Below are 19,028 nucleotides of genomic sequence, written 5' to 3'. Positions count from 1 at the left end.
TGAAGAAGCTGGCGATGGGATCATATTAATAAAAAACAAAAGAAACAAAAAAATTATTGGCTTTGAAAAGCTTTACTTTAAGACAAGAAAAAAAGAAAAACTGTCTGTTCAGGCTATTTAGAAATTTAAACTATGAAGCTACTCTCCTGGAACGTAAACGGCATACGTGCTATTCAAAAAAAAGGATTTTTAGAATGGCTTCAAAAAGAAAGCCCTGATATTTTATGTGTACAAGAAACAAAGGCTCAGACAAATCAATTAAATAAAGAATTACTGGAGCCTAATAGTTATAAAACATTCTGGTCAAGTGCAGAAAGAAAAGGATATAGCGGAGTTGTAACTTTTACAAAAAAAGAACCCAAGAAAACTGAAACAGGTTTTGGTGTAAAAAAATTTGATTCAGAAGGAAGGATTTTAATTCATGATTATGGTGATCTTATTTTATTTAATATTTATTTCCCAAATGGTCAGAGAGATGAAGAAAGATTAAATTATAAGCTAGCTTTTTATGATGAGTTTTTAAAGTATGTAAATAAGTTAAAAGAGAAAGAGAAAAAAATAATTATTTGTGGAGATGTAAACACTGCTCATAAAGAAATTGATCTTGCAAGACCTAAAGAAAATGAAAACACAAGTGGATTTTTACTTGTTGAAAGAAAATGGATGGATAAGTTTGTAGAATCTGGTTACATAGATACTTTCAGGCACTTTGTAAAAGATGGTGAATATTATACTTTTTGGGATCCAATAACAAGAGCTCGGGAAAGAAATGTTGGCTGGAGAATTGATTATTTTTTTATAACTCTTAATCTTGTAAACAATCTAAAAAAAGCATTTATAATGTCAGAAGTTATGGGATCAGATCATTGTCCTGTTGGAATTGAGATTGAAAATGTTCAATAGCAATACCATTTTATTTAGGAAAATTTAATTGTTTCTTTAACTTTGCCTCTGGATTTATCATTGGAAAAGGAGTAGTATACTTTTAACAATAATATTTTATTTAAGGAGGTTAGATGTTAGTACCTGGAGCAAATGTCAGTGCTGTAGCAATAGCACTGCCACATAGGATTCAAGGAGGAGAAGTTGGTAATAAAAAATTTCATGGTGAAACACCAATAATAGTTATTGCTGAGCAAGGTACAGCACCTTCAGGGAAAAAACCTATTTGTCAAGTACCTGTTGGAATTGGCGCTGGCGGAGAGGGTCAGAAGATATCTTTAGTAGAAGAATCAAGTCCTCCTCAATTAGCAACACCAAAATATTACAAAGTCCCGCATATTGTAATTGGGCTTGATAAATCTAGAAGTATGATTAACCACATTACACCTTCTGATAAAACTTCAAAACTAGAACATTTTAAAAAAGTAATTCAAAGCTTGCGAAATATTGGATTTCCACCAGAGTCAAAAATTACACTTTTGGTTTTTGATCGTAATGCTAAAGTTGCATACGATCCTCAAGGAAGGCCATATGAATATCGAACAGATCTTAACACACTGATTGATACTATTGGAGCATTGCAAACTAATAGCGGCACTAATATTCAAAGCTTAGTAAAGTTAGCATGTGATAAAGTAAGAGGAATTCAAGAGTATAAAGAATCTGATCCACCAAGAAGTTTATTTATGGGATTTACTGATGGACAAAATAACCCCGTGGCAGCTAGTCCTTTTATTGATAGTGAAAGACTACGAGACTTAAATGTGACTTCTATCTGGGGTGGAATAGGTGCTGATTACGATCAAGCTATGCTATATCAACTTGCTTCATGTTCAGGTCCTTCATTTCTTGTGCATACTCCATCACAAGGAGATATCCTAGGTAAATCTTTGCCTGTAACACTACAAGGTTTATGTGAGTCAGATTTTTATTTAAGACTTACTGGGGAAGAGTTAAAAGATTTTTACAGAATAACTCCTTCAATTGGAGATGGGACATATCATCCTTCTGGGACAAGATTTCTTAGTAATCCACATCATCAAATTTGGGGTGGTTATCAAAAGCACTCAGTAAATCTTGCTTTTGCAAATGATCCTAGAAAGGTAAGACTAATGCTTAGGCTAGGACAATATGCAACAGGAGATTTTGATGAAAGGGAAATACCTGTGATTAATTTTGATGATGCTCCTGCATACGGTGAATTTGAAAACGCTCAATTAGCAGATAGAGCACTAAATATATTTCTTTCGTATTTCAGAAAGGCCGATTCTTTGCAAAGTGGAGTTGTTAATGATCCTCAAATAAGACTTAATTTTCTTGAGGATCTCAGTGAGATAGGCACAAGTATGTCACTTCCTGATTCACCGCAATCAGGATCACGAGTAAACCCATACTCCAGGGTAGAGAGACTTGATCCAGGAAGTGGAGATCCATCTCCCATTAGTCAATCATTCAGTTCTTCTCCTGGATTACATTCAGGCATTGTTGCTCCATTAGATGTACCACCTGGAGAATCTATACCACCTGTTGAAGGACCAAAAGATATAAATGCAGGAGCTTATGGAAAACCGCCAGTTAGATTTACACTCAAAGAAGAAGTTTCTGGTAAAGAGATGGACTTTGAACCACAAGAAGGAGAGAGTCGTACTTTTGGAAGAGCAGAGTCAAAAGATTCCCATGTGCAAATCCCAGGCTCACTATCTGTTAGCAGATATCATTTTGAAATATACAGGCAAGGAGAATTTCTTTTGATAAGAGATTCAAATTCAAGCAACGGTACTTTCTTAAATGATGAACTACTTTTACCGGATGATGGTGTTGAACTTAAAGACAATGATTTAGTAAGAGCTGGTGGAACTGTATTTAGAGTTCGTATTAGATGATCCTTTTAAATTCGAGAAGCAATGTAGAAGATTAAACTTTATACAATATTGTGCATGGAAGAACAGATTTTAAAGATATTATAAACGTAAAGCTTCTAGTACCATAGTTTCAAAGCAGTTAAAGTCTTCTCCATACTTTAAGTTTAGTGTTTTGTAATATTTGCCATGATATTCAATTCCTTTTAAAAAATCATCATTGCTTTCTTGTGGCTTAAAAAAAGTTACATTAATAAATCCTACTTTTTCTAAAGTCATCTTTAGTATTTCGAAATCATAGACAAATTTATGTCCAAAGTTTTTAAATATACTATTTATTACAATTATATCTTTTTGAATTCCTATGCTTGAGTTGTAGTTATTAGAAATAAAATTAATATAACGTTTTTGAATATTACTTTTTTGTGGATTATATAAATCAATAAATACTTTTAAATCAGGTGTAGCAATCCGGATTTTACCTTTTGGTTTTAAAATACGGTAACATTCTTTAAGCATATGTAAGCCTTCAAAATAACTTAAGTGTTCAATATGATGTTCACTAAAAATATAATCAAAAGTATTATTCTTAAATGGGAATTTTTTAGTGCTGTCAAGAAATACAATGTTATTTGAACATGGATTACTATCTGTATTAAGCCAACCTGGAAGAATGTTAGAACCAGAGCCTACTTGAAGCATTTTAATAGGGTGTAATTTCAAATAAGTTTTTATTTTTACTGGGCTTCTTATTTTGTGACTAAAATCTATAATATTATTTTTAATAGTCTTAATAAATAAGAGCCTTTTACTAAATTTTCTAATTGACAAGGATTTTATTTGTTCTATTTCTACTATGCCTCTAGTAAGTAAGTAAAAAGTAAAAGGTAATATAGCAGTAATTGAAATTTTCGTACCTGAATCAGGATAATTTAAATTCTTTCTAAATTCTTTTGTTCTAAGATCTATAAAAATTTTTTCAATTCCTGTTAGCCCTTTTTCCCATCTATTAACTGGTATTTTTGAAAACCCACTTTTTTCTTTTATATCACCAAAAAAGGTGTTTCTTACTTCTACATTTAACATTGCTGGCTCAAATTTTTCACCTAAAAAATCACAAAGTTCTATAAGTTCTTTCTCAGGTAAGTTAACTAAGTCTTCATATTTTATTTGATAGTATTGTTTAGGAATGAACTGCTTAAGTTTTTGTCCATTTGTAATAGCCCTTCTCCAAATAGAAGAACATTGTATGGGTTTGCCTTTTTTAAAATACGAGTGATTAACATTATTCCAGGAGTGATAAACAGCTCTAGGATCCCTATAAATTTCAATAAACTTTGCATTTGGATAAATTTCTAAAATAAAAGGAACATTAAAAATCTGAAAAGGTGTTTTTTCTACCCATCTTATTTTATTTTCTTTTAAGGTTAAAAATGTTGCACATAAATCAAAAATATCAAACCTTGTAGATACTGTTTTAAATTCTTCTAAGCTGCTTATGTCCTTAAATATTTTAATTATTTCAGGGAATTTCTCACCTAGATATATTTTTTTTTGCATGAATTCTTCAGGAGTAACAAGATAAAACATCCTTGTCAATATCACTAAGGTAAGAGTTTCAATGTCATTAGTTCGTTCAAGTTTGTCAAGAATAGCTTGATTCTTGAGATTATAAAACAAATGTGTTTCTTCTTTAACATTGTAAATGTTTGAGTGCTTCCCAATAGTGTTTGCTAATAATGTAGTTCCAGATCTTGCACAACCTACAACAAAAATTGGCGGCAGTAATTCTTTATTAGAAAATTCTTTTAAATAGTCTGTTTGCATAATACCTTTCTGTAGTAGCTAGTGAAATATTCTCTAAATAATTTAGATATTCTTGTTTAAGAATTTTATTGTAATTCAAAAATTCCTTTTTAAATATAAGCTCAAGTAATCGTGGGCTAATTCCAGTTAATGGGTTTAATACTCTTACAATTAAAATTGTTTGAAATAAAATTAGTAAACTCTTAATTTTTCCTTTTAGAGTATGAAAGTTCTGAAGTGAATATTTAAAACATTTTATTAAAGAGCCAGTTGCAAAATAACAATTTAACAAATCATTAAACCTCCATTCATTGTGGTTTGACTCTAAATGCTTGATCATTTTTAAGATTCTTGGTATATTCTTTTTTTTATATTTGACTCTTAAATTTCTTATGTCCTTGTTTAATAAAACTGTTTTGTGTGTAAGCCTGTCTGTTGACAGGTAAAATCTGTATACATAGCCTGGAATAGGGGCTACTATTGTTTTATCAAGCAGCTCATCTGAACACATTATTTGAAAATTAAGATCAATATCATCAGAAGAGTGAAACATAGAATCAAAACTTAAGATTTCAAATGCTTTCTTTTTAAATGTGATTCTAGGAGGAAGAAATACATCTCCACTTTTAATTAAATAAGGAAGCTTGTTAAACATTTCTTTTTTATTTAAGAATTTTAAGTAGGTATCTTTTATATATACTTTCTTCAACCTGCTAGCTGAAAGGAGTATTAAATTATTAAATGCTACAATCAAACAGTTATTGTTTCTGCTAAATGATTCTATAACTTTTTCAAAATACCATGGTAAAAATAAATCATCAGCGTCCAGGAATAGGACTATATCTCCCTGAGCAGCTTCTACGCCTTTGTTTCTTGTGTATGATATCCCGTAATTTTTTTCAAAATGAGTAATGCTAAACCTGCTGTCATTAAGACTTTCAATATAATTTTCTAAAAGCTTTTTATTTTCAACTTTACTCCCATCGTTTAAAATAATTACTTCCCAGTTTTTATGCGACTGGGCTAAAACGCTTTCAACTGCTTCTGTAAAATAATGAAAAGGAGGATTGTAATAAGGAATTATAGTGCTAATTTTAGGTGAATGATTTTGATTCATGCTCTTATTTGTTTAGAATATTTTTTTATAGATATTAACAGCATGTGATTTTATATTTTTATCTTGAATTACATTTAAGTAATGAGTGAACTCATTTCTAATTTTTTTGTATAGATTATACTTAAAATTAATTAAAACTCTAAGATATCTATAGTCTATTCCAAAAAATGGAACTAGTGTTTTTTTAAGTGTAATAGTTTGAACAAAACTACCACTAGTAGAATCTTTCCCTTCATATTTTCTTTTAACTTTTTCTCTGCCTTCTAAAGCTAGTTTTAGATTATGTGTAAGCCTTTTATTGGAAAGGTGCATTCTATATAAGTAGCTACTTCTTTTAAGTAGTAAAGTACTGTTTTGAAGCTTATTGTTTTCAGATATTTGAAGACATAAATCAGTATCTTCTGCATAAAATAAATTTGTATCAAACAATATATCTTTAAAAACCTCTTTTTTAAGAGCTAAGCGAGGCTTAACTACCTGTTTGTAATTTATACATTTTTGATCCCAGCCTTCGTTAGGAGTAACAAACAACTTAATCACTCCAAGGAGATCTACATAATAAATATTAGTAGTATGCAAAATTAAACAATCTGGGTTTTCATTAAAAGTATCAACAATGTCTTTATAAAACCATGGTAGATGAATGTCATCAGTATCTAAAAAAGTTATAATTTCTCCACTTGCTGATTCAATCCCTTTATTTTTTGCAAATGAGACCCCATAATTTTTATCAAGATGGATGATACTAAATCTTTTATCATTTAGTGAATTAATTTTATTAATTAAATAATTCTTATAATCAAGACTGCTCCCGTCATTTACAATTATTGCTTCTAAGTTTGTATATGACTGAGATAAAATGCTTTCTATTGCTTTATCAAAATATTTAAGAATAGGATTGTAATAAGGAATAATGATAGATATTTTATGAGAATAATTTTTTTCCATTTTTTCATCAAGGGCTGTCTATTGGTGTTATGTAAAGAAAATCTCTATTCTTTATTTTTTCTTGTGAAATATTAGTTTCTATATTTGATATTATAAGCCTTGGTTTCCCAATTTTTATGAAATTGTTAAAACTTAGTATTCTATCAAAGTATTGATGTGAACTTTCAAAAATTACACCATCAAATTTTAGTTTTTTAGTTAAATATTTAGCAGCATTAATTATTGCGATAAAGAGTTCACTAGTATGATTTGGGACTTTGTAATCAACAATTTCTAATACATTTAATCCTCTTATGTATGACTTCTTAACTGTAAAATATACTTGTGGACTGGAATTCTCAAAGTAATAAAAAGTATGTTTATTAATTTTACTAAAAATCTTTCTCTCTAAGAATTTATATGGTCTAGAAAATTGCAATGTATTATTTCCCCAAAAATAATCTTGCCAGTTATTTATTGATTTAAGATTTGTAAAATAGTTTCTGCCTGTATAAATTGAGTCAGTAAGTTCTTTTGTGTCACTAATAATAGAATACTTTCTTAGTGGGTTTGTAAAAATTTTTATTGGAATATAAGAGTTCCTAAACCATACAAATTTCTGTGAAGAACCAATTATTTTGCCAATCTTATAAGCTAAACTTTTAGAGAAATTATTTACACCAAAGGCAAACCAAGGTTTATGCTCTGTAGTAGCTTTTTTAACTAAGGAGCTTCCAATGCCTTTATTTCTATGTTCTTGAAGAACTAGAAAATTACAGTAAAAATTACCACTAGTGATTACATTATTTAAATAAAATTCACAAGGATAACAAGTAAGATGACCAACTATTTGACTATTTTTATTTACTGAAATTATTACATTTGCTTTTTTTAATATTTCATTTTTAAATAGTTCTTTTAAATTCCTATTTGGATAAGCTCGATCCAAAAACTTAAAATAGCCATCAAATCTATCTTCTGTGAGATTACAGATGTTCATAACATGGATCATTGTATATAATAATGTTAAAAAAGGAGAAATTAATGGAGAGTAAAGATTTTTATTTTATTACAAAAGAACAAGAAAAATTATTAAATATTGCAGAGAATCTAGAAAAAGAAAAATCTTCTTATGTTTATAGAGCTGGTACTGGTAGTTAGAAAACAGTAGACTTTTTACAGTTTAGAGATTACTTTAAGTATTTTTTTATCATGTTTAACTGAAATTGGATTATCGTAAAAGATCCTGTTATCACCTTTTGTAATTAAAACAATATTGTTTTTATGTCTTATTAAATATTTTGTTCTGTGTACTTGAGGAAAATTAAATTCATTAGTAAAGCAAACCATATCATTTATTTTTATATTGTTTGGGTAAGCCTCTTCTACAAGAAGTAAGTCACCATTCTTAAATGAAGGCATCATACTATCTCCACGTAACTGAACAAGAGGTAATAAGCTTGATCCAAATTTAATATTTTTATTTGGGTTATTTATCCACTCACGTATTAAGCTTATTAATCTTTTATCATCTTCTAATGAAAACTTAATTTGTGCTAAATGAGTTAATTGTTTAGAAAGGTTTATTATTTTTTCTGTAGTTTTAGCCCTTATAATTCCTCCATCATCTATAGTAAAGTCTGCAATTGAATTGTTTAGTAATATTGCTAACAAGTAATTTATGTCTAAAGAAGTAATTTCATATCCTCCAGCTACTTTAATTAAATCTATTATTCCTGAAAGTCTACTCTTGTTAGATATAACTGGTTCTTGGTTTTTACTCATAAATGGTGTTGGATAGACATACCAGGTATCATTTTCTTCTTTTAAAAGTACTGTATCATCATTAATACCACAGGCGCCATTTTTAACTAAGAGATTAAAAAATGTCGTTTTGCCACAACTTGATCCTCCAGGAAAAAGAAATGTTCCATTGTTAATTCTTATAGCACCGGAATGTACTAGTAGCAAATTATTTTTTGTAAAGCTTAAAGCTCTAAAAAAACATAAAGCAAAAGTACGTACATCCCAAAAAGTGTTTGCAAAAAGTTTTCCTAATCCTTCTAAATCTGTCTTTCCATGGACATTATCTGATAGTTTCATATAAAAATAATTGTTGTTAAAAGCTACTTCATAAGTATTTTCTGGCTTTGAATTATTAGTTACTTTCTCAATATTAATTACTTTATCTAGATGATCATTACTTATAAAACCTGACCAAATATATTTTAGTTTGTCATAGAACTCACCAGGTACATTAAAGGTAATTTTAAGGTTATCTAGTTGGACAGAAATTAATTTTTTTTCTTCTGAATAAATCTTGATTTCTGTATTTTCTTGAAAAGATTTAAAAGATTTTATTGAGTTCTTGGTTTTACTTAAAACATAAAACAGTTTAGTAAAAAAGTTTAGAAACGAATTAATTGTAAAAGGATTTTCGTCTATTGTACTTAATAAAAAATTGTTTACTATGAAAAAATGTAATGAGTTAAATATTGAAAAAAATATATTGCCATTTGCTAGAAAAATTCCTTTTGAAAGAGCATCTAGTAACCTGCTTTTTACACTAAATTTACTTGCATTTATAATGTTCTCGATATTAAAACAATATTTTTCTAAAGGATTTATTTTAAGATTGTCACTATTCGAATGATTGCAGCATTGATACAGAAAAAATAAACTAATTTTAAATAAAAAGCTTTGTTTTGTTTTTATGGCATGTTCACTTAGTAACTTAAGACTTGTTTTATTTCCTTTAATAATTAAATAAGAATCAAGAATTAGTTGAATTTTTGAGAAAGGAAAATCTTTTATAAATTGAAAGATATTATAAAGCCAAAAATCTTCATTTGACATTATTTTAATATTTGATAATTTTTCATGGCTTTTTGCTCTTTGAATAATTTCACCTTCAAGTTTCTTGTTTTGTTTAGTAGTTTTAGATACAGTCCCTAAAGGAGAAAATAATTTAAAATGAATATCAATTTGATGATCATTGTAAAGAGCAAGTACATTACCAAGCCTTTTTAACTGTGCTTTCCAGTCATTACTTAAGGATATTATTTTTTGATTTGCTAAACTTTCTAAAAATTGTTTAAAATCAAATGTTTTGCATGGACTGTAAATAAAAATATCCAGATCTTGGCTTTCACGCAAAGCAGGGTATTTGTAAATTCCTATTAATCTTGAACATGCACCTTTTAATAAAAGAACTTGAATGTCTTCTTGTAAAGCATTTGAAAGTACTTTTAAAAAATCCCATTCCCAAGGATTATTTAATAAAGTCTCACGAAGTTTTATACCTCTTAAAAAGTTTGTATAATTTTCAAGTGAATGTTTTTTTACAAGTGTTAAAAAATCTTTAGTATCTTCTATAGCTATATTATTTTTGTTATTAAAAATTAAATCAATTAATAACTTCCAAGCTTTATTAGTGGTAGACATTAAGATATATTTTAAATCTATAATGATATCTTTTTTATGATTTCATTGTATATTTCTGTTTGGCCTGTTTTTACAGATAGTTCCAGAGCTCCCGTTAAGTCTCCCCATTCTAGTAATTTATTGATTTTTTTAATAGCTTCTTCTTTACCGATATCAATATATTCAATATTTTCTTTTTCTATTCCTTTACTGATTTTTATATCTTCATTTAAAACAAATGGGATTTTTGTTCCACTAGTTAAAAATATGTCCGGTTGTTTTCGAAATATATGTTCTACAAATGAAAATCCTCCCCCGTTTAATCCTCCCCAGATAAAATCAGATATTCCATTCTGGTATGCAGAAAGTAGTCCACTGATTAAAAAGCTTATACCTATGCTTGTACCAAATGTTAATGGAGTACTTGCAACTGATAGTCCTAGTAATGCTCTTGCTATTCCAGAAGAGTTATTATTTGCATGTGGTGGATGGATACTAGTAATTACTGGAGATGTTGCTGAAATAAGAATTTCTTGACCATCTTTTAAGTAAAGTTTGTTTGTTGTAAGCTGAAGATTTGATGACATTGCAAATCTTTTTCCTTCTGTAAAAACATCATTTAATAAGACAAGATCTATTATCTCTTCTTTTTTTATTAAATTAAATTTATCTAAGGAATCTAAATTTATTTTGTAAATATCTAAATTAATTTCACTTACATTTTGAGCACAAACAGGAATCCTATAAAAGCAAATAAAAGCTATAAGCATTAAAACTAGAATTTTATTTACTGTTTTCATTAATAATTCTTTCGGTATTGCCTATAATTGTTATTGGTGAAGTAAAGTTACCACCTGAACCACTAGCTTTTGTTGAACCACGAAGCCTGGAACTTCTATTAAATAAGTTGTCTTGAACAACAAATTGTCCAAAGCTTGCACTAGCAGCACCAGCAACAATTGGGATTAAATTAACACCAACCTGTCTAAAGAAACTTTTAGTTTGTTTCACTTTTGAAGCTTCAATTTCAATAGTATCGTTTGGTCTAAGTGCAATTTGATCAAATGTAGCTCCTTTAAGAAGTAAATCATTTATGTTTACTTTAAATATTCTGTAAACACCGTCATCATCATATCTTGAAACTTTTACTTTTTTCAGGGAACCAACATTTGTTAGACCTCCTGCCTTGCCTATTGCATCAAAAAAGCTTGCATCGTTGGTTAGATTATAATTGCCTGAAGTTTTTACTTCTCCTGTTATGCTAATTGGTACATCTTGATATGCAAGTTTTCCAAGAAGTTTGACATGGCTTTGTGCTTGATCTGCTTGGTTCTCAGCAGGGTTTGCATATATTGTGTCTCCAGGTTGTAAATTAATATCCTGAGTAGGATCTTCCCCTGATAAGTATGCATGTAAGTTAATACTTTTCTTTTCTGCATTTGATCCTCTTGTAATTATTAAAGCTTTTATATTAGCTCTTGGTTTTAAGCCACCAGCTAATTGAATAGCTTCACTTATTGATACGCCTACAGTACTTGCTGAAGGTTCAATTTTGTAAACACCTGGTTTAACAATCTCACCTCCAATATATATGTTTAGTGGTCTATATCTACTAATCTGAACAAATACAAGTGGATTTTTCAAAGTTCTTCCAAATAATTCTCTAACTTCTTTTGAAAGTTCATTAAGTGTATAACCTGCAGCTAAAAGATTTTCTTGTTTACCATCTGGTAATGGTATAGAAATATAACCATCTGTTGAAACCTTTAAAGTATATTGTTCAACCTGTCCAAATACTTCTCTTAACGTTCTATCAATGATTGTTAACTCATCTCCAGGACCAATTACATACATAGGAGTAAGAACTGCTTCAAGTTTAACTTTATTTATGTCTTTATTTTCTTCTGCAAAGACAATTTGGTTAAGTAATAATACTATTATAAGTATAAGCATTAGAAATATTTTTAGTTTACTTTTATTTTTCATGTGTTCTTTCCCCCTTTCCCCAGTTCCCCGTCTCGCCGTCTCGCCGTCTCTTTCCCCTTATGCTGCTGATTCACCTTTTGCATACCTTTCACTTTCACCATAGCCATAATAACCATACCCGTATCCGTATGTTCCAGTTGCGCCGGATGGAACTGAATTAAGTACAACCCCGATTGCAGTTACATTTGATTTCTTTAGTAAATCAATTGCTGCCATTAATTCTTTTCTTGAAGTCTTGTTATATCTTGACACCAGTCCAACAACATCTACATAACGTGCTAGTAGTAGTGCATCTGAAAATAATCCTAAAGGTGGTGTGTCTAGTATTACTAGGTCATAAATATGTTGTGCAGTTTCAAGCAGTTCTCTCATTCTATCTGATTCAAGGAGCTGTATTGGATTTGGTGGGATTTCACCGCTTGGTAAATAATCAAATCCAATTATTCCTAAAATACTTTTTTGTACTACATCATAAAAGTCAATCTCATTAATTAAGGTATTACTTATACCAACTGTATCTTTTGGCCTTGCCAGGTACTTGTACAATGATGGATTCCTAATGTCACTATCAATTAATAAAACTCTCTTCCCGCTTTGTGCATAAGTAATTGCTAAATTTAATGACACGGTAGACTTTCCTTCATGTACGCTTGGGCTTGTAATAAGTAAAAGTTTTTTATTTCCTGAAAGAGATAAGAATGAAAGATTTGTTCTAAGTGCATGAATAGATTCTGTGTATTCTGATCTTGGTTCTTGATAAACAATTGGTAAGTCACCAATATGGACTTGAGGCAATTGGCCTAAGAACGGGCAACCCATTTCACTTGGAAGAGTGTCAACGCCTTTAATAACATCATCAAAATATTCAACAATGTAAACTACAATAAGTGCAAGAATAAGTCCAAAAATAAAACTTGAAAATAAAGCAAATGGAATATTAGGATGTATTGGGGAAGTTGCTAATGATGGAGGATCAATAAGTCTTATATTAGTAATATGAGAAGCAATCACACCCTTCATTCTTGATTCAATTAGTTTCTTTTCAATTTCTTCAAGACGTTTTTCAGCAATGTCATTTTGTCTTAATAACTGAGTATAAATATATTTTTCATTTGGTAATTTTTCAAGTTTTTTTAGTACTTCATCAAGTGCTTCATCAATTACCTTTAGTTGTTCTTTAATAGCTAGTTCAGCTGTCTTGGTTTGAAGTAGGTTTCTAGTTAATTCTGCACGAACCGGATCATTAGAAAATGAAAAGGATTTTAAATTTACTTGCTTGCCAACTAACTCTTTAACCCTTTCTTCTATAAGTTTTTTATCTCCTTCAATTTGTTGTTTTATTTCTTCAAGTTGATAATGACCAGATTTTACTTTGGTTTGTAATCTTACTAACTGTGTTTCCTTTTCATACAAGTCTTTTCTAAGTGCAGTAAGAAAAGGATCTTCGCTAACAGTAATGTTTAAAAGTGAATCACTTAGACTGGACATAAGTTGTTTAGTAATTTGTTCCGAGGCTGTTTTTGCTTTAACATGTTCACTTTCTGCTGTAAGTTTAATGCTTCTAAGTGAATATAGGCTTTTTACTATTTCTTGATTACTTTCTAAACTAATTGTTTTACTTTTATGTTCAAATTCTCTTAAACGTTTACTAGCTTCAAGAGCTTCTCTTTCTGCTTTATTTCTTTCTTTTTTTAAAAATCTAATTGCACTTGCAGTATCACTTGCTTTTAATTCAATTGTTTTTTCTATGTAACTGTCAGTAATAGCTTGTAAGATGTGTTTTGCATAATTAGGATCAGAGTGTTTAAACTTTAGTTCAACTACGTCAACATTTCTATCAGCAGAAACAGCAAAATTAGCATTTAAGTTTAAATAACTTAAGTACTGTCCTTTTCTACTACCACTTTCATATCTCATATTAAATTGCCTGATAACTTTATCTAAGATTGTGGCTGATCTTAGAATTTCAATCTGAGTTTGTATAGGGTCACTTGCTCTTGCAATTGTTCTAAATGGTTGAGCTTGTTGTCCTTCAAATCCTAAGTCTTTTACTTCTATTAGGAGCCTTGCTCTACTCTCAAAGATTGGAGTAATTGACAGTGCAATTATCCAAGCCATAGCAGGTACAATAAATACAATTAACAGGCCCAGTCTTAAATGGTTTTTTATTGCTTCAAAGAAATTCAATCGTTATACTCCCTAACTAAAGAGCAAAGAACTTACGTTCTATATTTTTGTTACCCCTAGAGTCTTAGGGTTAAACCTTGTTAGATTAAACAGGTGAGTAAAAAATAATTAGAACGTAGAGATAGCCCTGTGAAACAAAGGGTTAACAATAGGTATATTTTTCCTGGTAAGTGGGTATGTAATAAAAGTTAGTTTATGATAGGAGGTTAATTATGGATACAATCATTAAATTCATTCGTGATGAAGAAGGTGCATCAATGGCAGAATATGCACTGCTCTTAGGACTTATTGCTGTTGGTGTTGCATCAGTAATAGTCACAATGAGAGGCTCCATCAAGACCATTTTTACAAATGCTAATACTGAACTTACTAAGTAAGCAGTAAAGTAGCATTATTGAGTTAGATGAGTTCTTGGATATGTTTTATCAATAGCTAATTGCTAGATCAATTGCTTAGGATTGGGAATAACTTTATGGACATAGTCATTAGATTTATTCGTGATGAAGAAGGTGCATCAATGACAGAATATGCACTGCTCTTAGGAATTGTTGCTGCTGGTGTTGCATCAATAATAATCTCAATGAGAGGCTCAATCTCGAATATTTTTACTAATGTTAATACTGAACTAAATACTCAATAAATAATAGTTAAAGAAAATTTGACATAGCCTGCCTGATAAGGCTATGTTTTTTTTATGAGTAAGGAAATATTACTTTTAATAATATCTGTTTTAGGTGGTTTTTTTGACTGGAAGTATAGAAAGATTCCTAATTGGCTTATTTTTGGTATTTTTATTTTTATTTTTTTAATAAACATTTTTTCATTTAAACTTCAAGGGATTGTAAATTGTTTACTTGGCTTTACTGTTGGGATCTTACTTTTGATAATTCCTTACTTAAAAGGCGGGATGGGTGCTGGTGATGTTAAGCTTCTTGCTGTAATTGGCTCTATTGTTGGAGTTAAAGATGTAATCTTTATTTTTTTCTACAGTGCATTTTGTGGATTATTATTAGGACTAGTTTGGATAATATTTAATTCAGGTCATTTTAAGTTTCTGATAACAACTGGACAAATGTTACCAGTTGTAGATAAAAAACAAAAAGTGCCATATGGAGTTGCTATTGCACTGGGTACAATTTTATATATAACATTTGGAATCAATGATGAAATTTTTTCAAAACTATGGCAATAAATCCTTCACCCCTGTCACCAAAAACCAAAAACAAAATTAATTCACTTGTGGTCATGGCCTCACTTGCAATGTTCCTGGGATTAATTGCTGCAACTGGTGTTTGGCAATATTTAAGCAAGACACAAGAAAAGGTAAAAGCACTCTCAGTTACAAAACCAGTTGTTGTAGCAGGTAAACAAATTCTAGCAGGTACTAAATTACAAGAAAGCGATTTAGCAATTAAACAATTTCCTGTACAAGCAGTTCCAAAAGATTATCCAAGTTCAATTTCATCTGTTAAAGACCGTATAGTAAAAGCAACATTACAAGCTGATGAAGTAGTAACTGAGACCAGACTTGTTGGTCAAGGTGCTAGTGGTGGCTTGCCTGTTGTAATTCCAAAGGATCTAAGAGCAATAACAATCCGTGTAAATGAAGTAGTTGGAGTTGGTGGATTTATTAATCCAGGTGATCGTGTTGACATTGTTTCAATTTTAAAAAGTAATGAACAACAAACATTTTCAAAAACAATTTTACAAAATATTTTAGTCTTGGCAGTAGGAGATAAAATTCTAGATATAAATTCTATTGCAGAACCTCAAGCTAAAATAGTTGCACAAGTAACCCTTGCACTTGGCTCAAACGATGCAGAAAAAATAGCACTAGCTAGTGAGGTTGGCCAATTACACTTAGTGTTAAGGCCATTTGGAGAAGATAAGTTAGCTGCAACTAGTGGGGTTAATTTAGAAGATATTTATGGTGATCTAATTCAAAAGCCAGAAGGGGCACAAGATATTTCACAGACTCAGGCAATAATTTCAGCAAATGAAAATGAAAATGCAATAGAAATAATTTTAGGAGATGAACGCTCTTATTATTATTATTAGGGCTATCATGTAGGGGTATCATTAGATTTTTTGTAAACCTTGCCTTTTTAATAAAATAAAGGTAGAACGAGGTTATAAATTTAAATTATGAAATTTTTATTTAGATCTTTTAAAGGAAGTGTAATGGCAGAAACAGCACTAGTTATTCCAATATTACTTGGGATAGTTCTTTTTATTTATGAATTTGGCAGTGTGTTTTATATATCAAATAGTTTAAGTCAAATTGCAAGATCTGCAGTAAGGTATGCATCGGTTACATCATCTTATACACAGCAAAATGTTATTGATGCTTCAGGAGCTAATTCTCTATTGCCAGATATTGCAAAATTTACTTTAACTATTACACCATCTCCTGGAATAGTAAAAAAAGTAGGAGATGTCATTACTGTAAATGTTCAGTATAATTACACACCGATAATAAATCCTTTTGGACTTTTTAATTCAAGCCAGCCATGGGCACCTGTTTTAAAAAGTACAGCAGTAGCAAGATCTGAGGTGTCAAGTGCGTAATAAACATGGAATGGTTATACCATTTTTTGCACTGCTATTAATAGCGGTATTAGGCTTAGGTGCTATTACGATTGACTTGTCAAACTTCTATACAAAAAAAACAAATGTAAAAAGTGCGATTGATCTTTCAGTACTTGCAGGCATATCTCAGCTGGTTACTAATCAAAATATTTCTGGTGCAAAAAATGTAACCTTAAATTATTTAAATAATAATCTAACTAAAACAATTCCTAATTTTGTATCTTTAACACTTGACAACAATGATTTATCCATTCAAGTTGGAGTCTATGATTTTAATAACATGACTTTTACATGGGATGAAAATCATCCTTCACCAAATGCAATTATGGTTTCATATACATATAAAGCAAAAACATTTTTAGGTATGATTTTTAATATTAACGAAGTTCAAATTTATGATAAAGCTACTGTTGCAAAAAGAGCAGCAGGAAAGGCATTGGCAGGTTCAGGGTTTCCATTTGTAATTGATAGTTCAGTATTGCCAAGTGCTATAAACAATGGAAATATGTTGAGGTTATATACAGGCAGTGATATAGACAATGCTCATTGGACTGATTATACAAACAGTAATCCCAGTACAACCGACATTAAAAATGTTATTGATTATTTTCAATCAGGTATAGGTACTAAGCCGCCTGGAGTTACAGTCAATGATACTTTTAATGTAAATGATGGTGGAATGGGAGCAGTTATTATGGATATGGACCCAAATATTTTAGTTGGAATGACTTATTTGTTTCCTCTGGTTTCTTCAACAGACATGGCCAGTGAAGTAATGACTGATGGTTTTCTTGGTGCAGAAATTAATGCAATAGTTGATTCAATGGGACAAAAATACATAGATATAACAATTACACCAAGCTATGTTGACAATACTTTTGGTGGACTACAAGTTGGAGGAGGAACAAATATAAGTTCTGATTATCAATCATTGTTAGCTCAGGCATTTGGATTAGTAGAGTAGTTATATTAAGCAATGGTCAGCTCCTTATGGACCCGAGGATTACTATATTTTTGAAAATCTTGTAATCAGTGAATTGGTAAAAAGAAACTTTGCAACTGGAGGACATAAAAACTTTTTTTTCTATAAAGAAAGCAATGGTGTTGAGGTTGATTTGCTAATTGAACATGGGGATAAATTGGATGTCATAGAAATAAAATCAAATGAAACACCTACAATGAATCATGCAAAAAATCTTGAAAAATTTTACTCATTTTTAGCAGATGCAAAAATTACCAATCAAAAAAAGATTAATCTTTTTCTCTTAAGTCCACAAATAGAGAATTTTAAAATTAAAGACATTAATTTTAACTACTTTAAGGATCACGTAGTAAAGGACTGGTAATTTAAAAAGTACTGAATAGTCATCAAACTTTGTAACCCAAGGTTACATTCGTTACGTTTCTAAACTACTCGGGAGCAAGCTCCCGTGGTTTACGCTACGCGGCTAAATACCTTATTTAATTAGGTTTTAATGATAGGTGGGTAGGATTTATAGTAGGATAAAAAGTAGGAAAAGAGGTAAGAAAATGTCTATAAAAATCTCAATCTCATTAGACGATGAGCTTGCTAAGTTGATTAAGAAGGAAGCAGAAAAGACTGGCCGAAGTGTTAGTGAATTAATAGCTGATGCTATTAAAGCTTACAGGAAATTAAAACGTGTTCAAGCATATGCCAGATTTGCTAAGTCAAAAGCAGCAGAGGAATTGTCAGCTCTTGAAAAAGCACAATTTGAGGTAGCAAAAAGTCTTGGATAACAAAGAAATAAAAAAAGGTGAAGTATGGCTAGTTAATTATGAGCCATCCCGCAGAGGTGAGCTTGGCAAAACTGCAAGACCTTCAATAGTTGTTCAAAGCAACGAGGGGTGTACTTTACTAGACACAATAACAGTTGTTCCTACATCTACAAAGGTAGAGCAATACGATGAGATTTACATCTATCTTAAACCAACAAAACAAAGTGGTCTAAATAAACCAAGTGCAGCAATTTGTTCTCATGTTTATACAGTAAGCAAAAATAATTTTATTAAAAAAATAGGCATTCTAAATGAACAAGACTTTAGCAGTGTAAAAAAAGGGATGGCTTTACATTTAGATATTGAACTATAGTAAAATCGGGCCTCAGGTACAAAGTGAGAACTAAATTAATGGAATATAGAGAGCATATTTATATACCAGGCTTGGCTCCTGC

19 protein-coding genes are annotated in these 19,028 nt (G+C 30.3%); 11 read left to right on the top strand and 8 right to left on the bottom strand.

Annotation, left to right across the window (positions count from 1 at the left end; translation table 11 throughout):
* The first annotated feature begins 132 nt into the window (after positions 1-132).
* On the top strand, positions 133-903 hold the full coding sequence (gene xth, locus HYY52_00330; protein ID MBI2995144.1) for an exodeoxyribonuclease III: 771 nt from the start codon (positions 133-135) through the stop codon (positions 901-903).
* Between the two features lie 113 nt (positions 904-1,016).
* Positions 1,017-2,825, top strand: a complete 1,809-nt coding sequence (locus HYY52_00325) for an FHA domain-containing protein (GenBank protein ID MBI2995143.1) — start codon at positions 1,017-1,019, stop codon at positions 2,823-2,825.
* Positions 2,826-2,903: 78 nt separating this feature from the next.
* Here the strand turns inward: HYY52_00325 and HYY52_00320 are convergent, their stop codons facing one another.
* The 8 genes from HYY52_00320 to HYY52_00285 form a co-directional block, all read right to left on the bottom strand.
* Positions 2,904-4,628, bottom strand: a complete 1,725-nt coding sequence (locus HYY52_00320; GenBank protein ID MBI2995142.1) for a sulfotransferase — start codon at positions 4,626-4,628, stop codon at positions 2,904-2,906.
* Positions 4,597-5,724, bottom strand: coding sequence for a glycosyltransferase (locus HYY52_00315; GenBank protein ID MBI2995141.1), 1,128 nt, complete (start codon positions 5,722-5,724; stop codon positions 4,597-4,599). The genes HYY52_00320 and HYY52_00315 overlap by 32 nt, the downstream gene beginning before the upstream one ends.
* Positions 5,725-5,736: 12 nt before the next feature.
* Positions 5,737-6,672 carry a glycosyltransferase gene (locus tag HYY52_00310; protein MBI2995140.1) on the bottom strand — a complete coding sequence of 312 codons (936 nt, stop codon included), beginning with the start codon at positions 6,670-6,672 and terminating at the stop codon, positions 5,737-5,739.
* Positions 6,673-6,679: 7 nt separating this feature from the next.
* Positions 6,680-7,651 (bottom strand): GNAT family N-acetyltransferase, encoded by a 972-nt coding sequence (locus HYY52_00305; protein MBI2995139.1) that lies wholly within the window; start codon positions 7,649-7,651, stop codon positions 6,680-6,682.
* Between the two features lie 176 nt (positions 7,652-7,827).
* Positions 7,828-10,095, bottom strand: a complete 2,268-nt coding sequence (locus tag HYY52_00300) for a nucleotidyltransferase family protein (protein MBI2995138.1) — start codon at positions 10,093-10,095, stop codon at positions 7,828-7,830.
* A 17-nt stretch (positions 10,096-10,112) separates the two neighbouring features.
* A complete protein-coding gene (locus tag HYY52_00295) occupies positions 10,113-10,874 on the bottom strand; it encodes a hypothetical protein (protein MBI2995137.1) in 762 nt (253 codons plus the stop codon).
* On the bottom strand, positions 10,858-12,060 hold the full coding sequence (locus tag HYY52_00290; GenBank protein MBI2995136.1) for an SLBB domain-containing protein: 1,203 nt from the start codon (positions 12,058-12,060) through the stop codon (positions 10,858-10,860). Before HYY52_00290 ends, HYY52_00295 begins: the two co-directional genes overlap by 17 nt.
* 57 nt (positions 12,061-12,117) lie before the next feature.
* Entirely contained in the window at positions 12,118-14,247 is a 2,130-nt protein-coding gene (locus HYY52_00285) for a polysaccharide biosynthesis tyrosine autokinase (GenBank protein ID MBI2995135.1), read from the bottom strand.
* A gap of 209 nt (positions 14,248-14,456) precedes the next feature.
* Here HYY52_00285 and HYY52_00280 point away from each other — a divergent pair, with 209 nt between their 5' ends.
* From HYY52_00280 to HYY52_00240, 9 genes are all read left to right on the top strand, one after another.
* Positions 14,457-14,624, top strand: a complete 168-nt coding sequence (locus HYY52_00280) for a Flp family type IVb pilin (protein MBI2995134.1) — start codon at positions 14,457-14,459, stop codon at positions 14,622-14,624.
* Between the two features lie 95 nt (positions 14,625-14,719).
* The gene (locus HYY52_00275; GenBank protein MBI2995133.1) at positions 14,720-14,887 is read left to right on the top strand and encodes a Flp family type IVb pilin; all 168 of its coding nucleotides are present in this window, start codon (positions 14,720-14,722) and stop codon (positions 14,885-14,887) included.
* 54 nt (positions 14,888-14,941) lie between these two features.
* Complete coding sequence (locus HYY52_00270) at positions 14,942-15,439, top strand: prepilin peptidase (protein MBI2995132.1); 498 nt, start codon at positions 14,942-14,944, stop codon at positions 15,437-15,439.
* Positions 15,430-16,305, top strand: coding sequence for a Flp pilus assembly protein CpaB (gene cpaB / locus HYY52_00265; protein MBI2995131.1), 876 nt, complete (start codon positions 15,430-15,432; stop codon positions 16,303-16,305). The genes HYY52_00270 and cpaB overlap by 10 nt, the downstream gene beginning before the upstream one ends.
* An 87-nt stretch (positions 16,306-16,392) precedes the next feature.
* Positions 16,393-16,815 carry a pilus assembly protein gene (locus tag HYY52_00260; GenBank protein MBI2995130.1) on the top strand — a complete coding sequence of 141 codons (423 nt, stop codon included), beginning with the start codon at positions 16,393-16,395 and terminating at the stop codon, positions 16,813-16,815.
* Positions 16,808-17,800, top strand: coding sequence for a hypothetical protein (locus HYY52_00255; protein ID MBI2995129.1), 993 nt, complete (start codon positions 16,808-16,810; stop codon positions 17,798-17,800). Before HYY52_00260 ends, HYY52_00255 begins: the two co-directional genes overlap by 8 nt.
* 73 nt (positions 17,801-17,873) lie before the next feature.
* Positions 17,874-18,182 (top strand): hypothetical protein, encoded by a 309-nt coding sequence (locus tag HYY52_00250; GenBank protein MBI2995128.1) that lies wholly within the window; start codon positions 17,874-17,876, stop codon positions 18,180-18,182.
* Positions 18,183-18,366: 184 nt separating this feature from the next.
* Positions 18,367-18,594: a CopG family transcriptional regulator gene (locus HYY52_00245; GenBank protein MBI2995127.1), complete on the top strand. Its 228-nt coding sequence runs from the start codon at positions 18,367-18,369 to the stop codon at positions 18,592-18,594.
* On the top strand, positions 18,587-18,946 hold the full coding sequence (locus HYY52_00240) for a type II toxin-antitoxin system PemK/MazF family toxin (protein ID MBI2995126.1): 360 nt from the start codon (positions 18,587-18,589) through the stop codon (positions 18,944-18,946). Before HYY52_00245 ends, HYY52_00240 begins: the two co-directional genes overlap by 8 nt.
* The last annotated feature ends 82 nt before the right edge of the window (positions 18,947-19,028 follow it).

Source organism: Candidatus Melainabacteria bacterium (assembly GCA_016193285.1).
GTDB lineage: Bacteria > Cyanobacteriota > Vampirovibrionia > 2-02-FULL-35-15 > 2-02-FULL-35-15 > JACPSL01.
This window is presented reverse-complemented; position numbering and strand designations above follow the sequence as displayed.

Excerpts from the sequence above, each read along its gene's own strand:
- HYY52_00300 (MBI2995138.1), bottom strand. The coding sequence starts at position 10,095 with ATGTCTACCACTAATAAAGCTTGGAAGTTATTAATTGATTTAATTTTT.
- HYY52_00260 (MBI2995130.1), top strand. The coding sequence starts at position 16,393 with ATGAAATTTTTATTTAGATCTTTTAAAGGAAGTGTAATGGCAGAAACA.
- HYY52_00315 (MBI2995141.1), bottom strand. The coding sequence starts at position 5,724 with ATGAATCAAAATCATTCACCTAAAATTAGCACTATAATTCCTTATTAC.
- HYY52_00305 (MBI2995139.1), bottom strand. The coding sequence starts at position 7,651 with ATGAACATCTGTAATCTCACAGAAGATAGATTTGATGGCTATTTTAAG.
- HYY52_00320 (MBI2995142.1), bottom strand. The coding sequence starts at position 4,628 with ATGCAAACAGACTATTTAAAAGAATTTTCTAATAAAGAATTACTGCCG.
- HYY52_00275 (MBI2995133.1), top strand. The coding sequence starts at position 14,720 with ATGGACATAGTCATTAGATTTATTCGTGATGAAGAAGGTGCATCAATG.
- HYY52_00270 (MBI2995132.1), top strand. The coding sequence starts at position 14,942 with ATGAGTAAGGAAATATTACTTTTAATAATATCTGTTTTAGGTGGTTTT.
- HYY52_00245 (MBI2995127.1), top strand. The coding sequence starts at position 18,367 with ATGTCTATAAAAATCTCAATCTCATTAGACGATGAGCTTGCTAAGTTG.
- cpaB (MBI2995131.1), top strand. The coding sequence starts at position 15,430 with ATGGCAATAAATCCTTCACCCCTGTCACCAAAAACCAAAAACAAAATT.
- HYY52_00310 (MBI2995140.1), bottom strand. The coding sequence starts at position 6,672 with ATGGAAAAAAATTATTCTCATAAAATATCTATCATTATTCCTTATTAC.
- HYY52_00295 (MBI2995137.1), bottom strand. The coding sequence starts at position 10,874 with ATGAAAACAGTAAATAAAATTCTAGTTTTAATGCTTATAGCTTTTATT.
- HYY52_00325 (MBI2995143.1), top strand. The coding sequence starts at position 1,017 with ATGTTAGTACCTGGAGCAAATGTCAGTGCTGTAGCAATAGCACTGCCA.
- xth (MBI2995144.1), top strand. The coding sequence starts at position 133 with ATGAAGCTACTCTCCTGGAACGTAAACGGCATACGTGCTATTCAAAAA.
- HYY52_00290 (MBI2995136.1), bottom strand. The coding sequence starts at position 12,060 with ATGAAAAATAAAAGTAAACTAAAAATATTTCTAATGCTTATACTTATA.